Origin of the sequence: Paenibacillus baekrokdamisoli (genome assembly GCF_003945345.1) — a bacterium.
In the GTDB taxonomy this organism is placed as follows: Bacteria; Bacillota; Bacilli; order Paenibacillales; family Paenibacillaceae; genus Paenibacillus_Z; species Paenibacillus_Z baekrokdamisoli.
On record NZ_AP019308.1, the window covers coordinates 806438 to 825710 of the forward strand.

Consider the following 19273-nt stretch of genomic DNA (forward strand, 5'->3'; position numbering starts at 1 on the left):
TTATTTCTCCCCCTAAGGGATAGAATCAAGAAATAGGGAGACAACAGCGATCGTAAGAATGATCCGTCCGCGAAGCGGGCTTCTACGCACAATGCTTCTACGCACCATGCTTCAAATTTATCAAACACTTATTTAGTGTTGAGCCGTAACTCCCGCAAGTAATTCCTCTGCCTATTTTGCTGCATCCACAAATCAGCGTCCTCCAAGAGGAGGGCGCTGCCACATTAGCAGAATAAGCCAACCGAGGCTGAATAGACCGAATAACGGATATAAGGTAGCAAGCAGCTTTCCAAAACCGATTTGGCTGGCAAAGTAACAGGCAGTAAGTACACCTATCGTCAGTGCCGTCCGAGATATTTTTATCCTCTCTTGCAGCTGGAGCGTTAATCCATACACGTCTGCAATTAGCGTTGTGAATATTTCGGCAAAAATGAGGAAGATATACAACCACTGCACACTGCTGCCGAGCTGCCTAGCGATGCCGCCCATCGGGATTGCAAATTGTTGGATACCAGGCATGTAGACCGATAATGCGACATGTCCAGCAAGCAGCATGAATCCGATTCCGATCCCGCCAATCCAGGCCCCATAAACGATCGTTTTGCGATCTCGCATTTCTGCACCGAGCGGAACTAGAACCGCTTGTGACATGGAGAGGTTGAAAGCAGCATATAAGAAAGGCGAAGCCCATGCTGCAAAAGGAGAATAATCGCTGGTGAGAAGCAGCCACCGGCTTGCGCCAGGTGTTTTTATCGTATCGATAATGATCAGTACCGTGAAGAAAAGCATGACGGGAACGACGATGGAATTAACCGTTAGAATTGCATTCATACCTTTGCGAAGCAGGAAGAAACAGCCGACGATTGTCAGAAGTAAGCCGGACTGGTAGGAGATGTTCCAATTTTCATAAAAAATAGAACCGGCGCCAGCCAGCATAACCGCAGTAACGCCGAACAGCACGATGAGCATGAAGTGGCTGACCCACTGACCCATTTGATTGCCGAACAGCACCTTGTTCACATCTTCGTAGGATTTAGCTTTGATGTCGCTTGCGATTAGCATCATTTTTGCACCCAACCAAACAAACATCACCGTCGATAGAAGGATGGTCAAGGCGCCCCAGTAACCAAAGCGGGTGAAGAATTGCAAGATTTCTTGTCCCGTAGCAAATCCGGCACCTACAACAGTTCCCATATAAGTAAATGCGATTTGCAAAATTTTACCTAATCTTCTCCACATGACGTCCATCCTGCCTTTCGCTCACATACCTAGATAGGGGTATGAATAATTCCTCCGTCCGCATCTAACGAACAGCGTTACCCATGTTTCTTTACCAAGGTATGTCCAAACAGGGACAGGCATGACTATTTTTAAGGTTTTTATGTCTAATCAAAAAGCAGCATTCCAATAAAGGAATAGCTGCTCTAAATAACTTTCATTTTATTATGTATGTCTACTGAATGCTGTGTGGCCTACCAATCTCGCAAACCAATCATTTTCTAGATGATTATGCTTTCTCTGTATTCAGGAATAACTTAATTGAAATAATATCGTTATGATCTGGATCCAGATCCAACTTAAGCATGGAGCCCTTTGCTTTGTAGGCGAGAACACTTGTTGTGTGGGTGTCTGGTTTTCCCAGTGCTTTGACCGCCGCGCTTTCGTTATCGCCCACGCGCAGTCCATTTAAGTCGGTGACTGCCTTGCGATCAAATACTTCAACGAACTTGACCTTTTTGTTTTTTCCAAAACCCACCGAAAAAGTATCATATTCATTGATCGTAAGTGTTTCATCCTCATCTTCCAACGTATACGTATCGGTGGCTTTACCCAACTTATCAATACTTGCCTTGGTGTCCCCTATAGCGATACCATGCAGTCGCGGTGCTTTAGGGTCCCATTTCTTCTCTTCCTTTGCAGTCGAAGAAGAGGCTGATTTACCTGAGGCTGTTGTAGATTCGGTTTGAGCATCAGAAGCATTTGGTTTGGTCTCGTTAGCAACCGCATTAACGAATGGTACTTCTCCGCTGCTATCCTTATTATTGAATGATTTCTGAGGACTATCGCTAACATGATTAGATACAGCGACTGCGTTACCTGAATCCGGCTTCTTAGTGGTCTTGACTGTTTCTTTTGCATAGGGCAGGGAAATCTGACACCCGGAGAGGGTTAGAGAAAGAACGGCAATTAGAGCTAGGCGTACTGACATAGGAGTAGAATTCGAAATCAAGCAGATAGCACCTCCAAAAGGTTGATTGACTAAGCTTATGAAGCGATATAGAGCAAATCATTATCTTATTAAACATATACAACCATTTAGACGAAAATTTTGGGAATAAGTTGCATGTTCATTCTACAAGATCGCAGGTTTTTGATGCGTCAGGTTGCGAAATTGCTCTTAAATATGGTACGTTAAACGGAAAAGGTTAACGGTGGAGGGAAAGCGTATGGAACTATTAAAAGAACGCATTCTGCGTGAGGCTTCGGTTACTAACAATGATGTTCTGAAGCTGGATGCCTTGCTTAATCACCAGGTCGATCCACTGCTTACAATGGAAATGGGTAAAGAATTTGCTCGATTGTATGCTGAACATGCAATAACGAAAGTTATCACTATTGAATCGTCCGGTATTCCGGTTGCTTTTGCAACGGCATTAGCACTAGGTGTTCCCTTATTATTTGCAAGACGCAAAAAGACCTTGATCGCGGATCAGGATGCGTTATGTGAACGTGTACCATCTTTTACAAAAGGAATCGTTACGGATATTATGGTCTCTCGTCAATTTCTTACTACAGAAGATAACGTCTTATTCATAGATGATATCATAGCTAATGGGGATGCGGCTCGCGGACTTATCAAAATTATTGAACGTTCAGGTGCATCGCTTGCGGGACTTGGCATTGTTGTTGAGAAATCCTTCCAAGCAGGAGCAAGAACGATTCGTGAACAGGGCATTCAAGTGGAATCTTTGGTCAAAATTTCCTCTCTTAAGGGCGGCAAAATTGAGTTTGAGTAAGAGGAATTTACAAATTCCATAAACAGCATCTTTCCGAAGCGCGCATTTTAACTTATACTGTTCATAAGTGACCGAGGGGAGGCATAAAGAACATGGGTAATATTTCTGCGGAATTTCTATTAACCAAGTTGTCCGACGCCAAGAATCATTTTGAGAGAGCACTGGACTGCAAGCATACCGAGTTTGATGACTTGTATCCCTATATGATCGAACATCCGCAATTCTTTTGGTACAAACGCTATGTTGCATGGTCGGAGCTGTTAACGATCGTCAAATTGTCCGAAGAGCTTGAGATGGACTGGAAGCCTCAATTCACAGAAAAGCAAAGCGAGTATATTACGAGTCGAGTTATGTCATCACGCGTACTGGATGAATGGTACGAAACCAATGATTCTAAGGAACACGTTAGCTAAATCTGTATCATACACGTATTATTGGACCTCAATGGTGCCGCAGGCTGCGTCATTGGGGTCTTTTACTTTTATATAAATCACGTTGTGCTAGGAGAAAGTTGAGGTGGATGTTCAGTGATTTCGGAAGAGCAGTTGGACTTATATCGGGTTGAAGGTACGCGAATACGAGTGGTTCGTGATGGCATTGAGAAGAATGACGTCATCGGTATCGTTGTTGCTTGGGATGACGAAAGTGTTGTTATTCGTAAAGTAAGTCGGAAGGTCTTGAAGCTGAGCAGAAGCTACGTGTACGAGCCTGCCTCGGAACCTAGGACGAATGTAGTCGGGGAAATATTATAAAGTTGACGTGTTTGTTTCTTCAATGATTGCAGCACAGAATCCTACAATCTGATTGATTGTAGGATTTTTGTATGGAAAGGATGGAAAATTTGAGATATCTTAACCAAGATTAGTACTTCATTCGGGCAAAATGATAACATCCAGAGCTGAAGTCTGACCTGGATAGCTCTCGAGAATGAACCCCTCATTCCAAATCTTAACATGCTGTCCCACTTTGAAATCATGTATGGATAATAAATCGCTTGAGCCTTCTTTCGTTATATTGGTATCTGAATCGATTGTATATAGCATACGTTCAGGCATGTCTTTCTTTCCACCATTAAGCTTAGTATCATCTTCAATTAATAGGGAGTTATCATTGATTTGCTGGATATGTCCGATATTACTTGGATTATCACCTATCTCGAACTGTGTTATATTCAGATTGAAGGGCTGCCCAACTTTGTCAAAGATCGCTTGTCTAAGCTTCGCAAGATCCGACTCGTTTAAAGAGGTTCGGTGATCTTTCATTCTTCTAATTTGGATCTGGACTGTATCTTTGCTCTCATCCAATGAAGACAACATCTGCTTCACGCCGAATGAAGTAAGCAACTCCTGCATATCTTCGAATGAATTATGAAATCGTTTGGCAGCCGAAGGTGAATTAGTGAAATCTGTGTCAGCAGATTGTACAAAAGGAGCGGGTTCAATATTATTAATTGGAGCCATACTGCCGCAGCCCGTAAGAGCTGTCGTCAGTAAACCAACACTTATTAATTTCTTTGATGCTGTTGGAGAGAACAATTGAGCAACGCCTCCACATTATATTTACCATTTTTATGCTTCTGAATATTCGACGGCTCTCATACGGAAAATGTTTCATTTCAAGCTTGCAGTACATCATTATTTGCGGTAATGGCGGAATGGCAGACGCGCTAAAGAAAGATATCTTTGAAACTCATGCCTGTTAAACATTTGTATACACTTGCGGAAACATGGAACTCAGTAGATAATACATCCGACGGATCTGATTTAAATAGAAAAACAGACATAGTAGCATCATGACAAATCAGTTCTCTGATTATGCAATCAAGCAGATTGATAAAGTCAATCAAGCGGAGATGGCGCATTCACGAGATAATGCGGAATTCATCCTCAATAAGATGATGACTTACGGCTTGAACATGTATGCGGACAGAAGTATTCATACTTGGAAAATGCTTATTTAATTAATATGCGAACAGAACATGTCATTGATGGGATGTTCGTGTGAATCAATTTCTATAGAAACTCTTGCTAATAGTATTAGTGGGAGTTTTTCATTTGGATACAGGAACAACGTTCGTCATATTCATCCATTTTGTGGTATGATAAGACAGTTAATCTTGTGGCTTATGTTTAGAAAAGAATGCTGTTATTCGGGGTGACCATTACTAAAATGAGCAATTCATTTTTTATATCCAATACTTCAACTAAATTTAAAATAAGTTTTTCTATTGCTGGCATGATAATATTGTGGGGCTCTATTTTTGCACTAAAAAAGTACACGCCTGATCTGAACCTTCATGAGGAACCCAGAATTGTTTACTATGCGATCCTTGTCACTCTTATTTCGGCTATGGGTTCTTTATTAGGAGCAATAATGATTTTGAGTCATTTAAATTACAAAAATAAAATCAATCAGTTTATATTGTTCTTGTTAATGGGTATCTTAATAGGCGTTAGTGTGTATAACAGCCTTACAAGAATTTTACTTATTACATTAATTGTAGATGCAATTATATTTTTTATAGTAGTTATATTGTTTAAAGTATACTCGACAATTACCACTATGATTGTTACCTCTTTCATATACTTGTTACTTATTCTGGGTAGTAGTGCATTGCTGTTTTTAATTGTCCCCAATTTCACAATTAATCTTAATAGTATACTCTATACTCTGATTACATTATTTCTAATTTTATATCGCTTAGTAGGAGTATGGGTTAATCAGTTTTTTATTTCTGTTGTTATGAATCAGAAAAAAATTAAACACGAATACACTTCTGAGGTTTTAGTATCACATATCAACTTAATCTATATAGTAATTTTCATATTAATAAATTCTACTGGATTAATTTATAAGCAGGGAGATTACAATTTTTACAATGTACTTAATAATTGCTTTATTACTGCTATTGCGATTAATCAAGTTAATTGGCGAAGTTTTAAATTTTGATTTCATTAACTGTGTAGACAGCCACCTAACTGAGATGTTTGCGTGAATCAATTGTTAAGAAGCTTCTGCCAAAGGAACTGGCGGAGGCTTTTTGTTTGAAAGTATAAGATTAGTGATCGTCATATTCTTCCATTTAATAGTATAATAAAAACATGCTTCAAAAAGGCTATTTAGACAGGATGGGTTCGTTTAATCAATTGTATTTCTTATATTTACGAATTTCGTGAATATTACGTTATCGGAAAGATAAGGCAAAGACCAACACGTTCTAAGCGGATTTTGAAAGAATTATAATAAAAGAATATGCCATATAATATCTGTAAAATGCAGCTAAACTGGAATTTGTGGGGGAATTAAAATAGAAGAATTAAAACCAAACGAAAAAGAGAAAGAAGTATTATCTTTATTTTATAATAGATTCTATGATTTATATGAAGAAGTTGTAAATGATGATTTTATTAATAAGGATGCTAAAATAAGATTTTATAAACTAAGAGAATCATTTTCGATATATAAAGAATTATTGAGTTATGAGCCGATTAAAGAATATATTAATTGGATGAAAAAAGGTGGACGACCTCATTTTGAAGGGATAATTGCGGATGATTTGTTTAGTTTTATAAGAAATTTATTATTACATTTTCCTATTTTTGATACATGGGATGAAGTTTATATAAATAAAAACTTAGCCACGTGGAGTAAAGTGGGACAAATAGATAAATTTCTAACTAAAGGTATTGAAGGGAAAATTGATGGTAAAGGCACGGTGAAATATAGAATATGGGAAGAAAAAAAGAAAAAAATGACATACTTTTGTATTAATTTTCCCGATAAATATGATAATACAAATATTTACTTACAGGATATAATATCTGAAGAAGTTGGAATGAAATTTTGTATGGCATTAATGAGAGCGATATTAGATACTCAGGTAGAGGATTCAGAAGTACCAGATATAAAAATAATGTCTCAAGTATATTTACCAATAAAAACAAATATTTGAAACTGCATAAATTCTAATTTATTAGTGAGATTATGAGTGCAATAGGTATTTTGAAAAATGATAATTCAAGCTCGTATTATCCATGTTATGCAAATAGATTATAGGTATGTAGATAGGTGAACTGCCAGGGGAGAAATCGTTGGTTTGAGGATTCTATCCGCTACTCAGGATTATCTCAATGGTACAAATATCATCAAAACCTTAGGGATATTAGCTACAATGAAGGCAAGTAAATAATTGAAATATGTATCCAGTATGAACTTATCTCACAACTTTCAAAAGATGATTTCGATGCACTTGTAACTGCCGACATTTTATGTGGTCCAGGTAACTATAACCTTCGAAAGAGATGGTGAGTGAAACTTAAAACAATCCCATGGCTATAATAGCCATGGGATTGTTTATGTGAGGTTGTTGCATCTAACTGCTCTGTTTCTCTAGATCTTTCTGTTCCAACTGGCTATAACTCAAATACAAGTCCCCAATCTGCTTCAGAACTTCTTCATTCTCGGGCTGGAAATGAATCGCCCATTCCAAGTACTTAATGGCTTTAACTATTTCCCCTGACTCTAAGCAACGCTCAGACATGAACTGACTAAGCGTAAAAAGTTTTTCTTCCCATTTATCACGTTCTCTCAATATCCAATTATCGGACAATGTACTAAAAGAGTTCTTATGAAGATGCTCAAACAATTGCGTACAAAGTTGCTGTTTATGTATGGAATCCTGTTCAATCCAAGCTTTCTCCAGCAGCTTGATAAATGCGGTTAAGTCACATTTTATATTTCCGCTTAAGTAGATATGTTCCTTGTCCAACATAAGAAAATGGTATTCATCATTCTTAATGAGTTTTCGCAGATGCGTTAAATACATCCGTAAATTGTGCCGAGCTTTTCCTGTCGAAACATTCCCCCATAGATCATCACATAGTTGTTCTCTTGTTACAGAGGGGTTTATGACCAAATAGATGAGAATTTGCTTGGCGTAGCGCTGATTCCAGCCTTCAACAATTTGCTCACCATTAACGAATACTTGGAAATGATTCAATAAATCGACTCTTAATATGTTCTCAGATGTAACTTGGTTTTGTTCATCCAGCCTTTCAAATAGTTCATTATGGAGTGCTTGAAGAAACGCATCTTCACTTTTGGGTGATGCATTGCCATTCTGAAAAAAGTGATGGATCTGCTTGTAGGTTTCTTCAGGCTGGTCATAAAATGTCATATTTGATGAATTGAGAATCGTCATACATTGCGAATTCGGAATATAAGTAGTCTGTAAACCGGATAAATAGGTCGGATAAATGGGGTCAAGATCACCTGAAACGATGACTACAGGTTTGGTATTTCCTTTAAGCTGGACAAAAATTTCATCATGAATGTCTACAAAAGCTTCCCAAAGCTCAAAATAGGTTTCAAGTGAAACCTTATAGAAGCCTTCATATAATTGTGAAATCTCAGGACTGTCTGATGTATAAAGAGTGATGTTTGGAATGACATGATCAGCTAGTAGCTCTATTGAGTTATTTTGAACTAACGATCTTCGATGCTCTGTGAATTTAGCTGCTGTGCTTTTTGGGAAAAATAATGGAATAGAGTGCAAGCTACAACCTAAAACCATTTCCGGTTTAAAAATTCCAAGCAGCACGGCACATATGCTTCCTGCTCCATGACCAACGGCGAAAAAAGAAGAAATATTGAGCTGTTCTACAAGAAAAAGTGTGTCCTCGAATAGCAGTCTCCAAGCTAATTTGTCTGGCTCTTTATCGCTTAACCCATGTCCACGCAAATCATAGCGAAGAATATGATAGTGTTGCTGCAAATAAGGAACAATCAAATCCCAGGAACGTAAATTCATACCCGCTCCGTGGATAATCAGGATAGTGTCTGTTTGTTAGTTAGGAGAGCTAGACTGAAGATATTCATAATAAATGTCCATACCATTTCGATCAATGTAAGGCATATGCTGTTTAGTTTCCTCTCATCATCAAATCATAAGATTAATCGTTATTACATCTTATAACAGGTTTAAAGGAAAATACATACAGAGTCATTACTATAAGACCATCTTTTAGTGTGGCGATAGCGTAACGCTACTTTTTGTAGAATAAGAATAGCAATCTCGAAAAAAACGAGCATGCTCGTTTTTTTGAACTTAGTTATTAGGTTTTAAATTGTTGAGTTCATCTTCAACCAATCCTACTAACTCAGCAGCTTTCAGGTGAACAAACGATGTCAGAACAGCTTCAAAGTGAAAATGAGCAGACAAGTATTGAGGCAGAAGAAATTCAAGTTCATGAAGAGACAGGGCAAGAACAAGCCCAACAAGAAGAACAAGTTTCTGCCCAGGAAGAATCAACTCCACCTGAGGTAACTGCTAATGAGAATTTAAATGAAAAGCCGATTATTCAAGAAGATCAGGATATTGTCCCTGAACAAGGGGATGGTGAACAGCAGCATGAAGATTCGTCACAGCAGGAAGTAATATTAAATGAAGAAAATACACAAGAGTTGCAGCAAGAACTAAATGATGGCAAAGAAGAGCGGCCACTTGCCATTGAAGATATTGTAAAGCCGGGAAAATTTGGAGTAACGAACAGCCAAATGATCCCTGCCATGAAGCAAGTGATTGCGGATGGCTCAGTCGAAAAGCTGAGGATGCTTCGCTCTATGTACCTGTATTCCTTCGAGAATTCGCTAAGGTATCTGAAAAAGTCGGAACGGGAATTCATTCAAAATAACCTGAAATAGAACAAGTCGGAGCATGGATTGGTCATGTGCTCCGACTTGTTTTTATTTTGTTAATTTTTCTGACTGTCTTGCGTAGAATGATGCACTTTGGGGAGAGGTATGTCTATGTCGGCCTCGGCTTGGACAGTTTGGCTCAATATCTCGATCACATGCTCATGAAATTGCCGCAACGCTTTGTCGGATGGCTGATTACTTTCCTTGATTACATATTCACATTTTTTCATGAATTACGCCTCCAAAATTTTATAGTTGTCATATTCGATGATGAGTCATCAAAAATGCCCAACATTCTATTTGGAAGGCGGCAAAATATTAACACGTTTGGAGTAGAGGAACTTATGGAAAGCAAAACAATAAAGCACGTAGCCGTCTATTTAAGAAAATCACGGGATGATGGTGAATTTGAAGACGTTCTCTCGAAGCATAGGGATACCCTTCTGGCCTTGGTCGAGAATCGAAATTGGACCTATAGGCTATATGAAGAAGTAGCCTCTGGGGAAAAGATCGAGTCCCGGAAAGAAATGCAGAAGTTACTTCGGCATGTTGAAGACCAGCTCTATGATGGAGTAGTGGTTATGGATATTGACCGTTTAGGGCGTGGAGAAAATAAGGATTGGGCACTCATAAAAGATACGTTTTTGAACTCAGAGACGGTAATCATTACACCGAACAAGATATACGATCTGGAAATAGACAATGACGATGTATCCTTTGATTTCATGTCCATTTTTGCCCGAATAGAGTACAAAACGATTAAGCGAAGAATGAAGCAGGGGAAAGAGGCAGGAGCCAAGAAAGGCATGTGGACAAACGGAAAGCCACCGTTTCCTTACTACTACGATAAAAACACAAGGTCGGTACTGGTGGATGAAACGAAGCTTCCGATTTATCGAGCGATTGTAGAGAAATATCTTAATGGAACAAACCTTGGTCATATTGCTATTTGGCTGACGATAACAAGATACCCACGCCATACAACATTAAGCCTGATGGAAAGAACAAGGGCTGGTCAAATATTACGGTTCAACGGTTGCTGGCAAGCGAAATCCATTTGGGTTACATCACTTATGGTAAAACCCGTTCCAAACGTGGACAGGTGGAATTGGTTCCCGAAGAAGAGCGGATTAAAGTCATGGGAACACATGAAAAGCTGAAAACGCCGGAAGAACATGAAGCGATTATGGAACGGCTGCTTAAGAATTGCATGTTGAATCCCAATTCAAGACGTAACATTTTTCCTTTGTCAGGCTTGCTTTATTGTGAAAAATGTGGTTCACGGATGAGGTTCCGGGTGGGAGAGAATAAGAAGCAGGGACAGCACTGGAGTGCATTGTGCTATCACCAGTACAAAGATGGCAGCAAATGTGAACAGCGTGGCAAGGTAATGGATGCTGATTTTTTCAATGCTCTGTATGATCGGATTATCCATATAGACCCGAACATTTTACGGGAGATTGAATTGCATGGAAGTAGGTACAATGATACACAGGTCATTATCGAGGTCAAAGAGCAGGAGTTGAAGAAGCAGAAGCGGGCATTGGACAAGCTGCATGAATCGTATGAAGAAGACATGATAACGAAGCAAGTATTTTTGGAGCGTAAAGCTATCCGGTCAAGGCAGATACAGAAGCTGGAGGAAGAGTTGAAGGATTTGCGGAAGGTTGTAGTAGATGAAGGGAATTATCCGACTGTGGAGCAGATATATGAGCGGATAGGTGAGTTTAGGGAGTTGTGGAGCGCTTCAGTGACGAGTGAAGAGAAGAATAGGGCGTTGAAGAAGCTGGTGGAGCGGATTGTATATAATCGGGAAGGGAATCGGGTGGAGTTGACGGTTTGTTATAAATAAGATTAATACATTTTACACAAACATATGTTCTAATGTATGCTAAAATTATTACATATTGAGCTAATGGTAAGAAAATCTATGAATGGAGGTATTGGTATGGTCGACACCATTACAAAAAGTAATTATTATTTGATTGGTTTGCTTGTAGATGATGCAACTACTGATTAGCTTCTCAGAATTGCAACCTTATCCTAGAACATGGAAGCGATAGTTTACGAGAGCCACTAAAGAAGAAGAATGTATAAAATAGAAGGGATTTGAATATATTTGTCGAAATATTCCTAATACTATAACCCCTTGTGTGACGGAGGAAATGGATTAATGCAAATTTGTAAAAATAATTTGTGTAGAGGAATAGACAATGAATAATCAAAGCAAAGCTGCTGTAAATGCTGGTGTTCATGGTTCGACGGGCACTGAATTTCAAAAACATTGTGCATTATACTTTTTGTTCGAAAAGTATAAAGATTTAAAAGATAGAAAGTACTTTATTTGTATAGAACATCATGATGATTTTTTGTTTTGTTATCAAAATAGTGATGAGCTTATTTCTTCTATTGACTCTTATCAAGCAAAGAAGTCTTCTGAAAAGTGGGAAATGAGTGGCTTATATGAATTACTTAGAAAAATGACTGGAGTAGGCTTATCACTGAATGCAGATAGTATGCCTAAAGTAAATAACTATACACATAACTTAGAGTTCATAACTAACAACTCTATACAATTAAGTAATGGTCTTAGAGGAAAAGGTAAGAATAAAAGTATAACTATTAACGAGAGTAATAGTAGTTTGAAATTTACTGATCTAGATACTGAGATTACAAATAAAATTGAAGCAGAATTAACAAAATTGTTAGGTAAGGATTTAGAAGGTTTAAAGGAATTAAATAATGTTTCATTAGCCTATATTGATTTTCCAAAGAAAAGCGCTGGGCAAAAGGATTCTCTAGTTGGACTGCTCAGTAGAATATTTGGAGAAAAGGTCAGTGATCATAGAGCTGCTGTAGATGCTCTGTTGCTTCTATTTAGAGATGTAGAAAACACTTTAAACCAAGGCAATGTTGTGAAGTTAATGGATGAATCAAAACGTGTTAGTTCTGCAAGCATTAATGATGCTATTGATATAATTACTACAAAAACGATGGCATTTGATTTGTGGCGAAATGAGGAAAAAGAAGTCTGTAGAAATCTGGAAATTTCCATTCCAGATAAGAGTGAGTTTAAGCTGAATTTTATTAATAGCTTTGATAGATTTAAAGATTATCGACAAGTTGAACATAAAAAAATACTCTCCTTTGTTAAGGAGAATAGTAATATAATGTATCGCTTTACTGTAGAGACTGATTGTATTTTAGAATTATATCAAATGTTTCGAAAGATCATAAGTTCTCAATTGTCAGAGCTAAGTATAAAAGCAGCTATTTATGCTGCATATATAGAAGTAAGGGGACAATTATGAAAACAAAATTATTAATAAACAAACTATTTGCATATTCAGAGAGTAAAAACAAGTATTTTTACACAGAGTTTGATCAAGGTATAAACATAATTTATGGAAAAAATACATCAGGAAAAAGCACAGTTTTTCAGATGCTTTTATACACACTGGGTATAAATGACAATAACGACTACTTGAAAGAAATTATTGAAGAAGGTGCTTTTTTAAGAGTAGACTTTCAAGTAATTAACAATCGAGAAAGTGAAAAAATTACATTTGTTAGAGATGATGAAACCATATTTATTAAAAGGGTCGATAAACCTATTATGAGGTTTAATGGTATTAGAGCGAATCAGTCTGCTGAACATATTAAACTTAAAGGATTCCTTCATGAATTATTTAATTTCACACTTAAACTAGAGAATAAGGAGGGGTACAAAGCTGCTCCAATCGAAGCAATGTTTTTGCCTTATTATATACCTCAGTCAGTAGGGTGGGTATACCTTAGAAAATCTTTTAGCAGCTTTGAGTATTATAAAAATCTTAAAGAAGATTATCTTGACTATTATTTAGGAATTGAATCACTTGTTGATAGGGATAAGAAGCAGGAATTGGAAAGGAAATTAAAAAGTAAAGAAGATGAAATTAAATTTTATTTAAATTTAGAAAATAGTAATGACGAGTTCCAAATTACAAAACTAGTTGATGAAGAATTTGTTGAAGAGTCATTAGAATATATCAAGTTGCACAGTGATAATCAGGTGCTTCTAAACGAAAATGAAGAAGAATATATTTCTAAATGCAATGAACAGAGCTACTACAAAGAACGATTGTCTTTACTTCGAAAAGTGTCAAGACATCACAAGAAACAAAACCCTTTAGAGGGAGCATGTCCTGCTTGTGATCGGGAACTTTCATTTAGTATTACTTCATCATATAAGTATTTTCAAGAAGAGAATGACACTGAGGCAGAAATGGTAAAATGTAAAGCAATGATAAAGAAGCTGCAAGGGGAAATTAATTCTCTGGGAAAACTTATAAATGTTCGTAAAGAAAATAACTTAAAAACATATGGAATATTAAAAAGGTATTTTAATCATAATATTTCTTTTGATAGTTGGTTGAATAATAAAGTGAATATACAGTTAATTCATGACATTAAATATAAACTTGGGGTATTAAGTACTGAAAAAATTACTATTGAGAATAGCCTCAAAGGTTTTAAAACAGAAGAAGAAGTCCAAAAATCTAGAATATCTAAAAGTAAAGAATTTGAGCGTATATTCCTAGGGTATATTGATGATTTAGGTGTAAAGACCTTAAAGGAAGATAGATATATATCATTATATAATATTTCAGCATTTCCTTCTCAAGGGGTTGAGCTTCATAAAACAGTACTTGCATATAACTTTGCTTTAAATAAATTAATAGAAAAGACTGATGGTATACATCGTTTTCCCTTTATGCTCGATGCAATTTTTAAGGAAGATATAGAGCAATCAAATAAAAATGCTATCATTGAGTTTATTGGGAAAAATAAACCTAATGATACTCAATTAATATTGTCAATTGCAGAAACTAAAGAAAATGAAAAAAGCATACATGAATATAATAAAAAGTATTTTAATGGAAGAGCTAAATTGATTTGTATAGGAGAAGGAGTTAGAGAACGCGCTTTTTTAACTCAATATGATGGTAGCATGGAAAATTATTTAGATGAAACTCTGAATATTATTAATTGATAAGAGTAATTAATTTTATAACGCAAGTATCATTTAATGGAACGACAGAGCTGTCGTTCTTCTTTGTTTGCACAGTAATTGAACGGATCTTGATTAAATATCATAACATTCAGGGTTCGAAGTAACATTATGTGATTTTTTAGTGAAAGGAAGCTTCCAATGGACAATAGGTTCATTGATAAGATTGAAGTTCAGGCGGATGGTTCGGTAAATAATCATTACAAGTTTGCCGCCACCGCTCTTCTTACGGCTTAAATTACAGTGACTGACACTCTAATTTATTGGAGGTTTTAGTAGGAATGCAACGAATAAAAACGTAAAAATCCTTTGTTTTCAACACTTTGCGGGCTTGAGGACCTTCACGAAGGATGGCGCTGATTTCGAAAATAAGGTTCTAAAGGAAACAATTGATGTTTCGGTCGTGCTGGGCCTTGGTTTTGACATGAAGTGTGTAGACATGTCAGGGGTTAGTGAATGAGTGCTTACAATATTGAGAATTAAAATTCAAGTGCGTTTTTTGTTTATCTGGAGTTCTCTAATATTAAAAGTTGCGAGAGGTTACAGAAACAAGGGATTATATAATTTATATAGAATTATATTTTTTAGGAAAGCATTAGAAATTTGTATGGGCATAGCAGATCATAAAGAGATCGTTCACCTATTATTGGGAAAACTTGTAGTAAGCTTTTGTGATTTAAATGGTACACTGCATATCCATATGAAATACATGAAAGGAAATTCACTATGAAAGAGACTAATCATGATTCTGTATTATCTAACCCTTTTTCTACAGGAAATGGGGGAGTGAAATTCGAAAATTTGGTTGGCACAACATATTTAGTCGCTCTTTTAAATGAAAGTATCCCAAGAGGTTTAGAACTAGGAGTAACAACAGAGGTTTCATTCCAGCAGAGATTTAGTGGGGCTACGGTTGATGATATAATTGTTTCAAGTGAGGATAAGGGTGTAATTAGAAAGTTATTTCTGCAAGTTAAGCATAATTTAATATTTAGTGATGCGCCTTCAAATACTATCTTTGAATCGGTTATTAAAGATGCTTGGCACACATTCGTTAATAGGTTTGGCAATATTTTTAATATACAATTCGACAAAATTGGAATTGTTATTGGAGTATATAATGCTAACTTGGATAAAGATCTTCAAGTAATTTTGCAATGGGCTAGATCAGCAAATAATGCGGGCGAGTATTGCACGAAAGTTGAGAAGGCTAAATTTAGCTCGAATTCTAAAAGAAAGTATTTGCAGATTTTTAGATCGCAATTAACAAAGGCTAAGGGATCAATAGTCACTGATGAAGAACTTTGGTCTTTTATGAAGACGTTGGTAGTCATACATTTTGATTTTGATAACACAGCAAGTAGTGAAAAAACAAATACTTTGAATTCTCTGCTTAATTTACTTGTTCAACGAGATATAAGAGTGGCGCATAATTTGTTTGACATATTAAGGACAGCAGTTGAAGAAAAATCATCAGTGGCCGGAACGATTAATAGATCTCAGTTAGTAGAACTTCTCCAAAACAGAGGCATCAGCATCAAAAATATTAGCTCTTCCAAGAATTATGAGCAAATATTTAGTATGCCAAAACAGAATGTGTACTTTACTGGTCGTGATAAGTTTTTTACTAAATTAGTAGACTCACTGCAAACTATGAATGCGATTACTCTAACTCAAGTGATTGTAGGGCTTGGGGGGGTTGGGAAAACACAACTAGCAATGGAATATGCTTATCGGTACAAAGACCAATATGATGTTATTTGGTGGTTAAATTCAGAAGATGATAATACACTTTTTTCTGACTATATTCGATTTGCAAAGCAAATAAATAAATTTCCAGATTTAGAAGTGACAAATGAACAATTAAAAGATATTGCTTTTGAATGGTTAAGTAGTCACAAGGGTTGGTTGCTAATATTTGATAACCTTAATGAATGGAGTGAAGTAGAAACTTATTTACCAAAGAATATCCTTGGACATGTTTTAGTTACATCTAGAAATCAACATTTAGATAGATTCTCGAGAACAATCCCATTAGATTGTTTTTCACCTGAAGAATCTGTAACCTACCTGATGACACGAACTCAGTTGAAGCGGTCAAAGGAAGTTGAGGAATTAGCAGCAGTATTAGGGAATTTACCTCTTGCTCTTGCTCATGCAGCAGCTTATATCAAACAAAAAGGGAAGTCCTTCAGTAGCTATTTAAAAATGTTTAAGGTGCATAAATTAAAACTGTTAGACCAATCTCCAGAACTTCCTGATTATGATGCTACTGTTGCAACTACATGGAATTTATCTTTTTCGGAAGTTAGAGATCAATCTGAAGTTGCTGTGAAATTACTGTACTGGATTTCCTTTACTGCCCCAGAATTAATTCCACGTTCTTTGTTTGAGCAGAATGAAATCTGGTCTTTCGATGAATTTGAAGTAGATAATGCTATTAGTATATTACTTAATTATTCGCTTATAGATGTAGATAATGAAGAACAAACGTTATCTATTCATAGGTTAGTTCAAGAGGTTATTAAATATAGTATGTTCTCTGATTTAAGAGGAAATTACATTATTGAGCTGGCAACAACAATTAAAGATAAATTCGATTATAATACAAACGATCCTAAAAGTTGGATTTATTATGAAAAATGGCTGCCTCATATATTAGCACTTATAACCCAAGCTATTGAAGAAAAAGTGCTAGAACAAATTGTATTTTTCTTGGTTCAGAAGGCAGGAATATTTCTTTTAGAGCATGGTAGACACCTTCAAGGAAAAGAACTATTTGAAAATATAATAAGATGGATTGAGCAAATGGAGGAGAAGCGTGAATTTGTAGTTACTTACAGAATAGCTGGTTTATTTACTACCTTTGGGACATATCTGCGTGATGCTGGCGATTATATAAATTCTCAAAAATATATAGAACGAGGAATACAACTAAATAATGAAAAAGAATCAGCAGGCTATGAGGAGATTGTTGCCGCTAGAGTTTCTTTAGCAGAAACGCTAATGAAGCGGGGATGTTTTTCTGACGCGCTGGAACTATTGTTTTACTCATTGAATCTATTGAACGAATCTGATCCTTTATCCAGTCTTAAACCAAGTGTATTAAATCTTATCGCAGTGTCATATAGAGATAAGGGTATTTTAGAAATGAATTCAGAAGATATTGACAAGGCAATTAGCTATTTTGATGAAGCGTTAAGTATATTAAATGAAGCCGATAATGCTCTGAATTTAGAAGTAGCATATATACTCAATAATTATGGTTATTTATGTATTCGGCTAGGATGCTTTGAACAGGCTTATGAAAAATGTAACAGAGCATTACAGATTGAAAAACAATTGATTAGAGAAGATATACCTCGTTTAGCAAGAATATACAACAATTTAGGTATGGCGTGTCGTGGCTTGAAGCAATATGAGCCATCAAAGAAATATTTTGATTTATCTATTAAGTATTTTTCCGATTCTTATGGAGAAGGTGATTATAATGTTGGACTTGTCCTTAATAGCATTGGAAAGCTTAATTGGGTGACAGGAGATTGGGCAGAAGCTCAAACTAAATTAAATGAAGCATTGTTGATTTTTAGGAGAGTTTTAGGAGATAATCATCCGAACACCCAGAGTACACAAAGATACTTGCTTGCAGTTCAAGAGAAAACAACCTTTCAAGAATATGAAGACTCAAGAAAAAATATGAATTAATCATAAGTGAAATAATCTGGGAAATACTGTTTTCTGTTATTTTGAAGTTTTAGTGCCTCTGATCAAACAAGAGAGCGTCCTTTTCACCGGATGCTCTCTTGTTATATAAATATTCTTTAACAGCCAATTGCCTGAATTATAGCGCAATCGGCTTTTTTTCGTTGAAGGGAGGAAAACGAATGAAAAAGGTAGTCACCCTTGCTCCATTGTAAAATAATGCATAATTCATCAAGTTGAAAAGGTGCGAAATTCCATAATAACTCGAAAACCACCAATATATTAACTAAGGAGAAGTCAACGTATCTGTGCAAAACGCACATAAACTGGTGAACTGATCCCTTGGTCAGAAGCAGCTCTTGAAAACAATCCCACAACCTGGCCATATCTATTAAATATAGCTAATTATTAACTCACACGTACCTGTCATTGATGAAATGTTCGCGTGAATCATTAATGTTGAGCATTTGATTGTTTATTTAGGTTACAAATAGAAGGATACCGTCTACCATTGTCCCACGAGTTCTATGAAGGTTGCAGGGAACATCTTGCTTAGAAGTAATATGGAAATATTGGAACATCGATATTAGTAGTCTGGGGTTAATTTGGAATGGCATTTCGATTCTGTTTAACTATGAAAATTAGAGCTTGCATAAATTGCAGGCTCTTTATTGTGCGACGGGCAGTCGCAACTCTAGCGCAAAAGCGTTATGAGTAAACGAATACAAGCGACGATGACGTTACCTTGGTAAATACGAGTCAAGAGCTTGGAAAGTTACTTTCTCGAAGGTGAAAGTGAAGCACGCAG

The 19273-nt window shown here is 36.4% G+C and carries 16 protein-coding genes and 1 pseudogene; 12 read left to right on the top strand and 5 right to left on the bottom strand.

The features are described 5' to 3' along the window. Positions 1-192: 192 nt before the first annotated feature. Together EKN16_RS03475 and EKN16_RS03480 are read right to left on the bottom strand one after the other, a co-directional pair. Positions 193-1239, bottom strand: a complete 1047-nt coding sequence (locus tag EKN16_RS03475) for a YkvI family membrane protein (protein WP_125653721.1) — start codon at positions 1237-1239, stop codon at positions 193-195. Between the two features lie 268 nt (positions 1240-1507). Further along, positions 1508-2209, bottom strand: a complete 702-nt coding sequence (locus EKN16_RS03480) for a hypothetical protein (protein ID WP_125653722.1) — start codon at positions 2207-2209, stop codon at positions 1508-1510. Between the two features lie 238 nt (positions 2210-2447). Here EKN16_RS03480 and EKN16_RS03485 point away from each other — a divergent pair, with 238 nt between their 5' ends. From EKN16_RS03485 to EKN16_RS03495, 3 genes are all read left to right on the top strand, one after another. Next, positions 2448-3017 (top strand): xanthine phosphoribosyltransferase, encoded by a 570-nt coding sequence (locus tag EKN16_RS03485; RefSeq protein ID WP_125653723.1) that lies wholly within the window; start codon positions 2448-2450, stop codon positions 3015-3017. 92 nt (positions 3018-3109) lie between these two features. After that, positions 3110-3430: a hypothetical protein gene (locus EKN16_RS03490; protein WP_125653724.1), complete on the top strand. Its 321-nt coding sequence runs from the start codon at positions 3110-3112 to the stop codon at positions 3428-3430. Between the two features lie 114 nt (positions 3431-3544). Continuing rightward, positions 3545-3769 (top strand): hypothetical protein, encoded by a 225-nt coding sequence (locus EKN16_RS03495; RefSeq protein ID WP_125653725.1) that lies wholly within the window; start codon positions 3545-3547, stop codon positions 3767-3769. Positions 3770-3886: 117 nt separating this feature from the next. Here EKN16_RS03495 and EKN16_RS03500 read toward each other — a convergent pair whose 3' ends face one another. Then, positions 3887-4552: a DUF3221 domain-containing protein gene (locus EKN16_RS03500; protein ID WP_125653726.1), complete on the bottom strand. Its 666-nt coding sequence runs from the start codon at positions 4550-4552 to the stop codon at positions 3887-3889. A 257-nt stretch (positions 4553-4809) separates the two neighbouring features. Between EKN16_RS03500 and EKN16_RS32040 the strand changes: the two genes are divergently transcribed. From EKN16_RS32040 to EKN16_RS03505, 3 genes are all read left to right on the top strand, one after another. Further along, positions 4810-4977: a hypothetical protein gene (locus tag EKN16_RS32040; protein ID WP_164522657.1), complete on the top strand. Its 168-nt coding sequence runs from the start codon at positions 4810-4812 to the stop codon at positions 4975-4977. 209 nt (positions 4978-5186) lie between these two features. Continuing rightward, positions 5187-5966 (top strand): hypothetical protein, encoded by a 780-nt coding sequence (locus tag EKN16_RS32825; RefSeq protein ID WP_232016190.1) that lies wholly within the window; start codon positions 5187-5189, stop codon positions 5964-5966. A gap of 559 nt (positions 5967-6525) precedes the next feature. Further along, the gene (locus EKN16_RS03505; protein WP_232016192.1) at positions 6526-6969 is read left to right on the top strand and encodes a hypothetical protein; all 444 of its coding nucleotides are present in this window, start codon (positions 6526-6528) and stop codon (positions 6967-6969) included. Between the two features lie 420 nt (positions 6970-7389). Here EKN16_RS03505 and EKN16_RS03510 read toward each other — a convergent pair whose 3' ends face one another. After that, positions 7390-8850 (bottom strand): alpha/beta hydrolase, encoded by a 1461-nt coding sequence (locus tag EKN16_RS03510; RefSeq protein ID WP_331852379.1) that lies wholly within the window; start codon positions 8848-8850, stop codon positions 7390-7392. Positions 8851-9200: 350 nt separating this feature from the next. Between EKN16_RS03510 and EKN16_RS03515 the strand changes: the two genes are divergently transcribed. Next, entirely contained in the window at positions 9201-9719 is a 519-nt protein-coding gene (locus EKN16_RS03515) for a hypothetical protein (protein WP_125653729.1), read from the top strand. Between the two features lie 50 nt (positions 9720-9769). Here the strand turns inward: EKN16_RS03515 and EKN16_RS32045 are convergent, their stop codons facing one another. Beyond that, a complete protein-coding gene (locus EKN16_RS32045; protein ID WP_164522658.1) occupies positions 9770-9943 on the bottom strand; it encodes a hypothetical protein in 174 nt (57 codons plus the stop codon). A 114-nt stretch (positions 9944-10057) separates the two neighbouring features. Here EKN16_RS32045 and EKN16_RS32830 point away from each other — a divergent pair. From EKN16_RS32830 to fxsT, 5 genes and pseudogenes are all read left to right on the top strand, one after another. Further along, positions 10058-10513 (top strand): annotated as a pseudogene (locus EKN16_RS32830) (recombinase family protein); the annotation flags it as partial. A 149-nt stretch (positions 10514-10662) separates the two neighbouring features. Next, positions 10663-11565, top strand: a complete 903-nt coding sequence (locus EKN16_RS03525; RefSeq protein WP_125653731.1) for a recombinase family protein — start codon at positions 10663-10665, stop codon at positions 11563-11565. A gap of 361 nt (positions 11566-11926) precedes the next feature. Beyond that, entirely contained in the window at positions 11927-13024 is a 1098-nt protein-coding gene (locus tag EKN16_RS03530; protein ID WP_125653732.1) for a dsDNA nuclease domain-containing protein, read from the top strand. Continuing rightward, positions 13021-14745 carry a P-loop NTPase family protein gene (locus EKN16_RS03535; protein WP_125653733.1) on the top strand — a complete coding sequence of 575 codons (1725 nt, stop codon included), beginning with the start codon at positions 13021-13023 and terminating at the stop codon, positions 14743-14745. Before EKN16_RS03530 ends, EKN16_RS03535 begins: the two co-directional genes overlap by 4 nt. Positions 14746-15489: 744 nt before the next feature. Next, positions 15490-18468, top strand: a complete 2979-nt coding sequence (gene fxsT, locus EKN16_RS03545) for an FxSxx-COOH system tetratricopeptide repeat protein (RefSeq protein ID WP_125653734.1) — start codon at positions 15490-15492, stop codon at positions 18466-18468. The last annotated feature ends 805 nt before the right edge of the window (positions 18469-19273 follow it).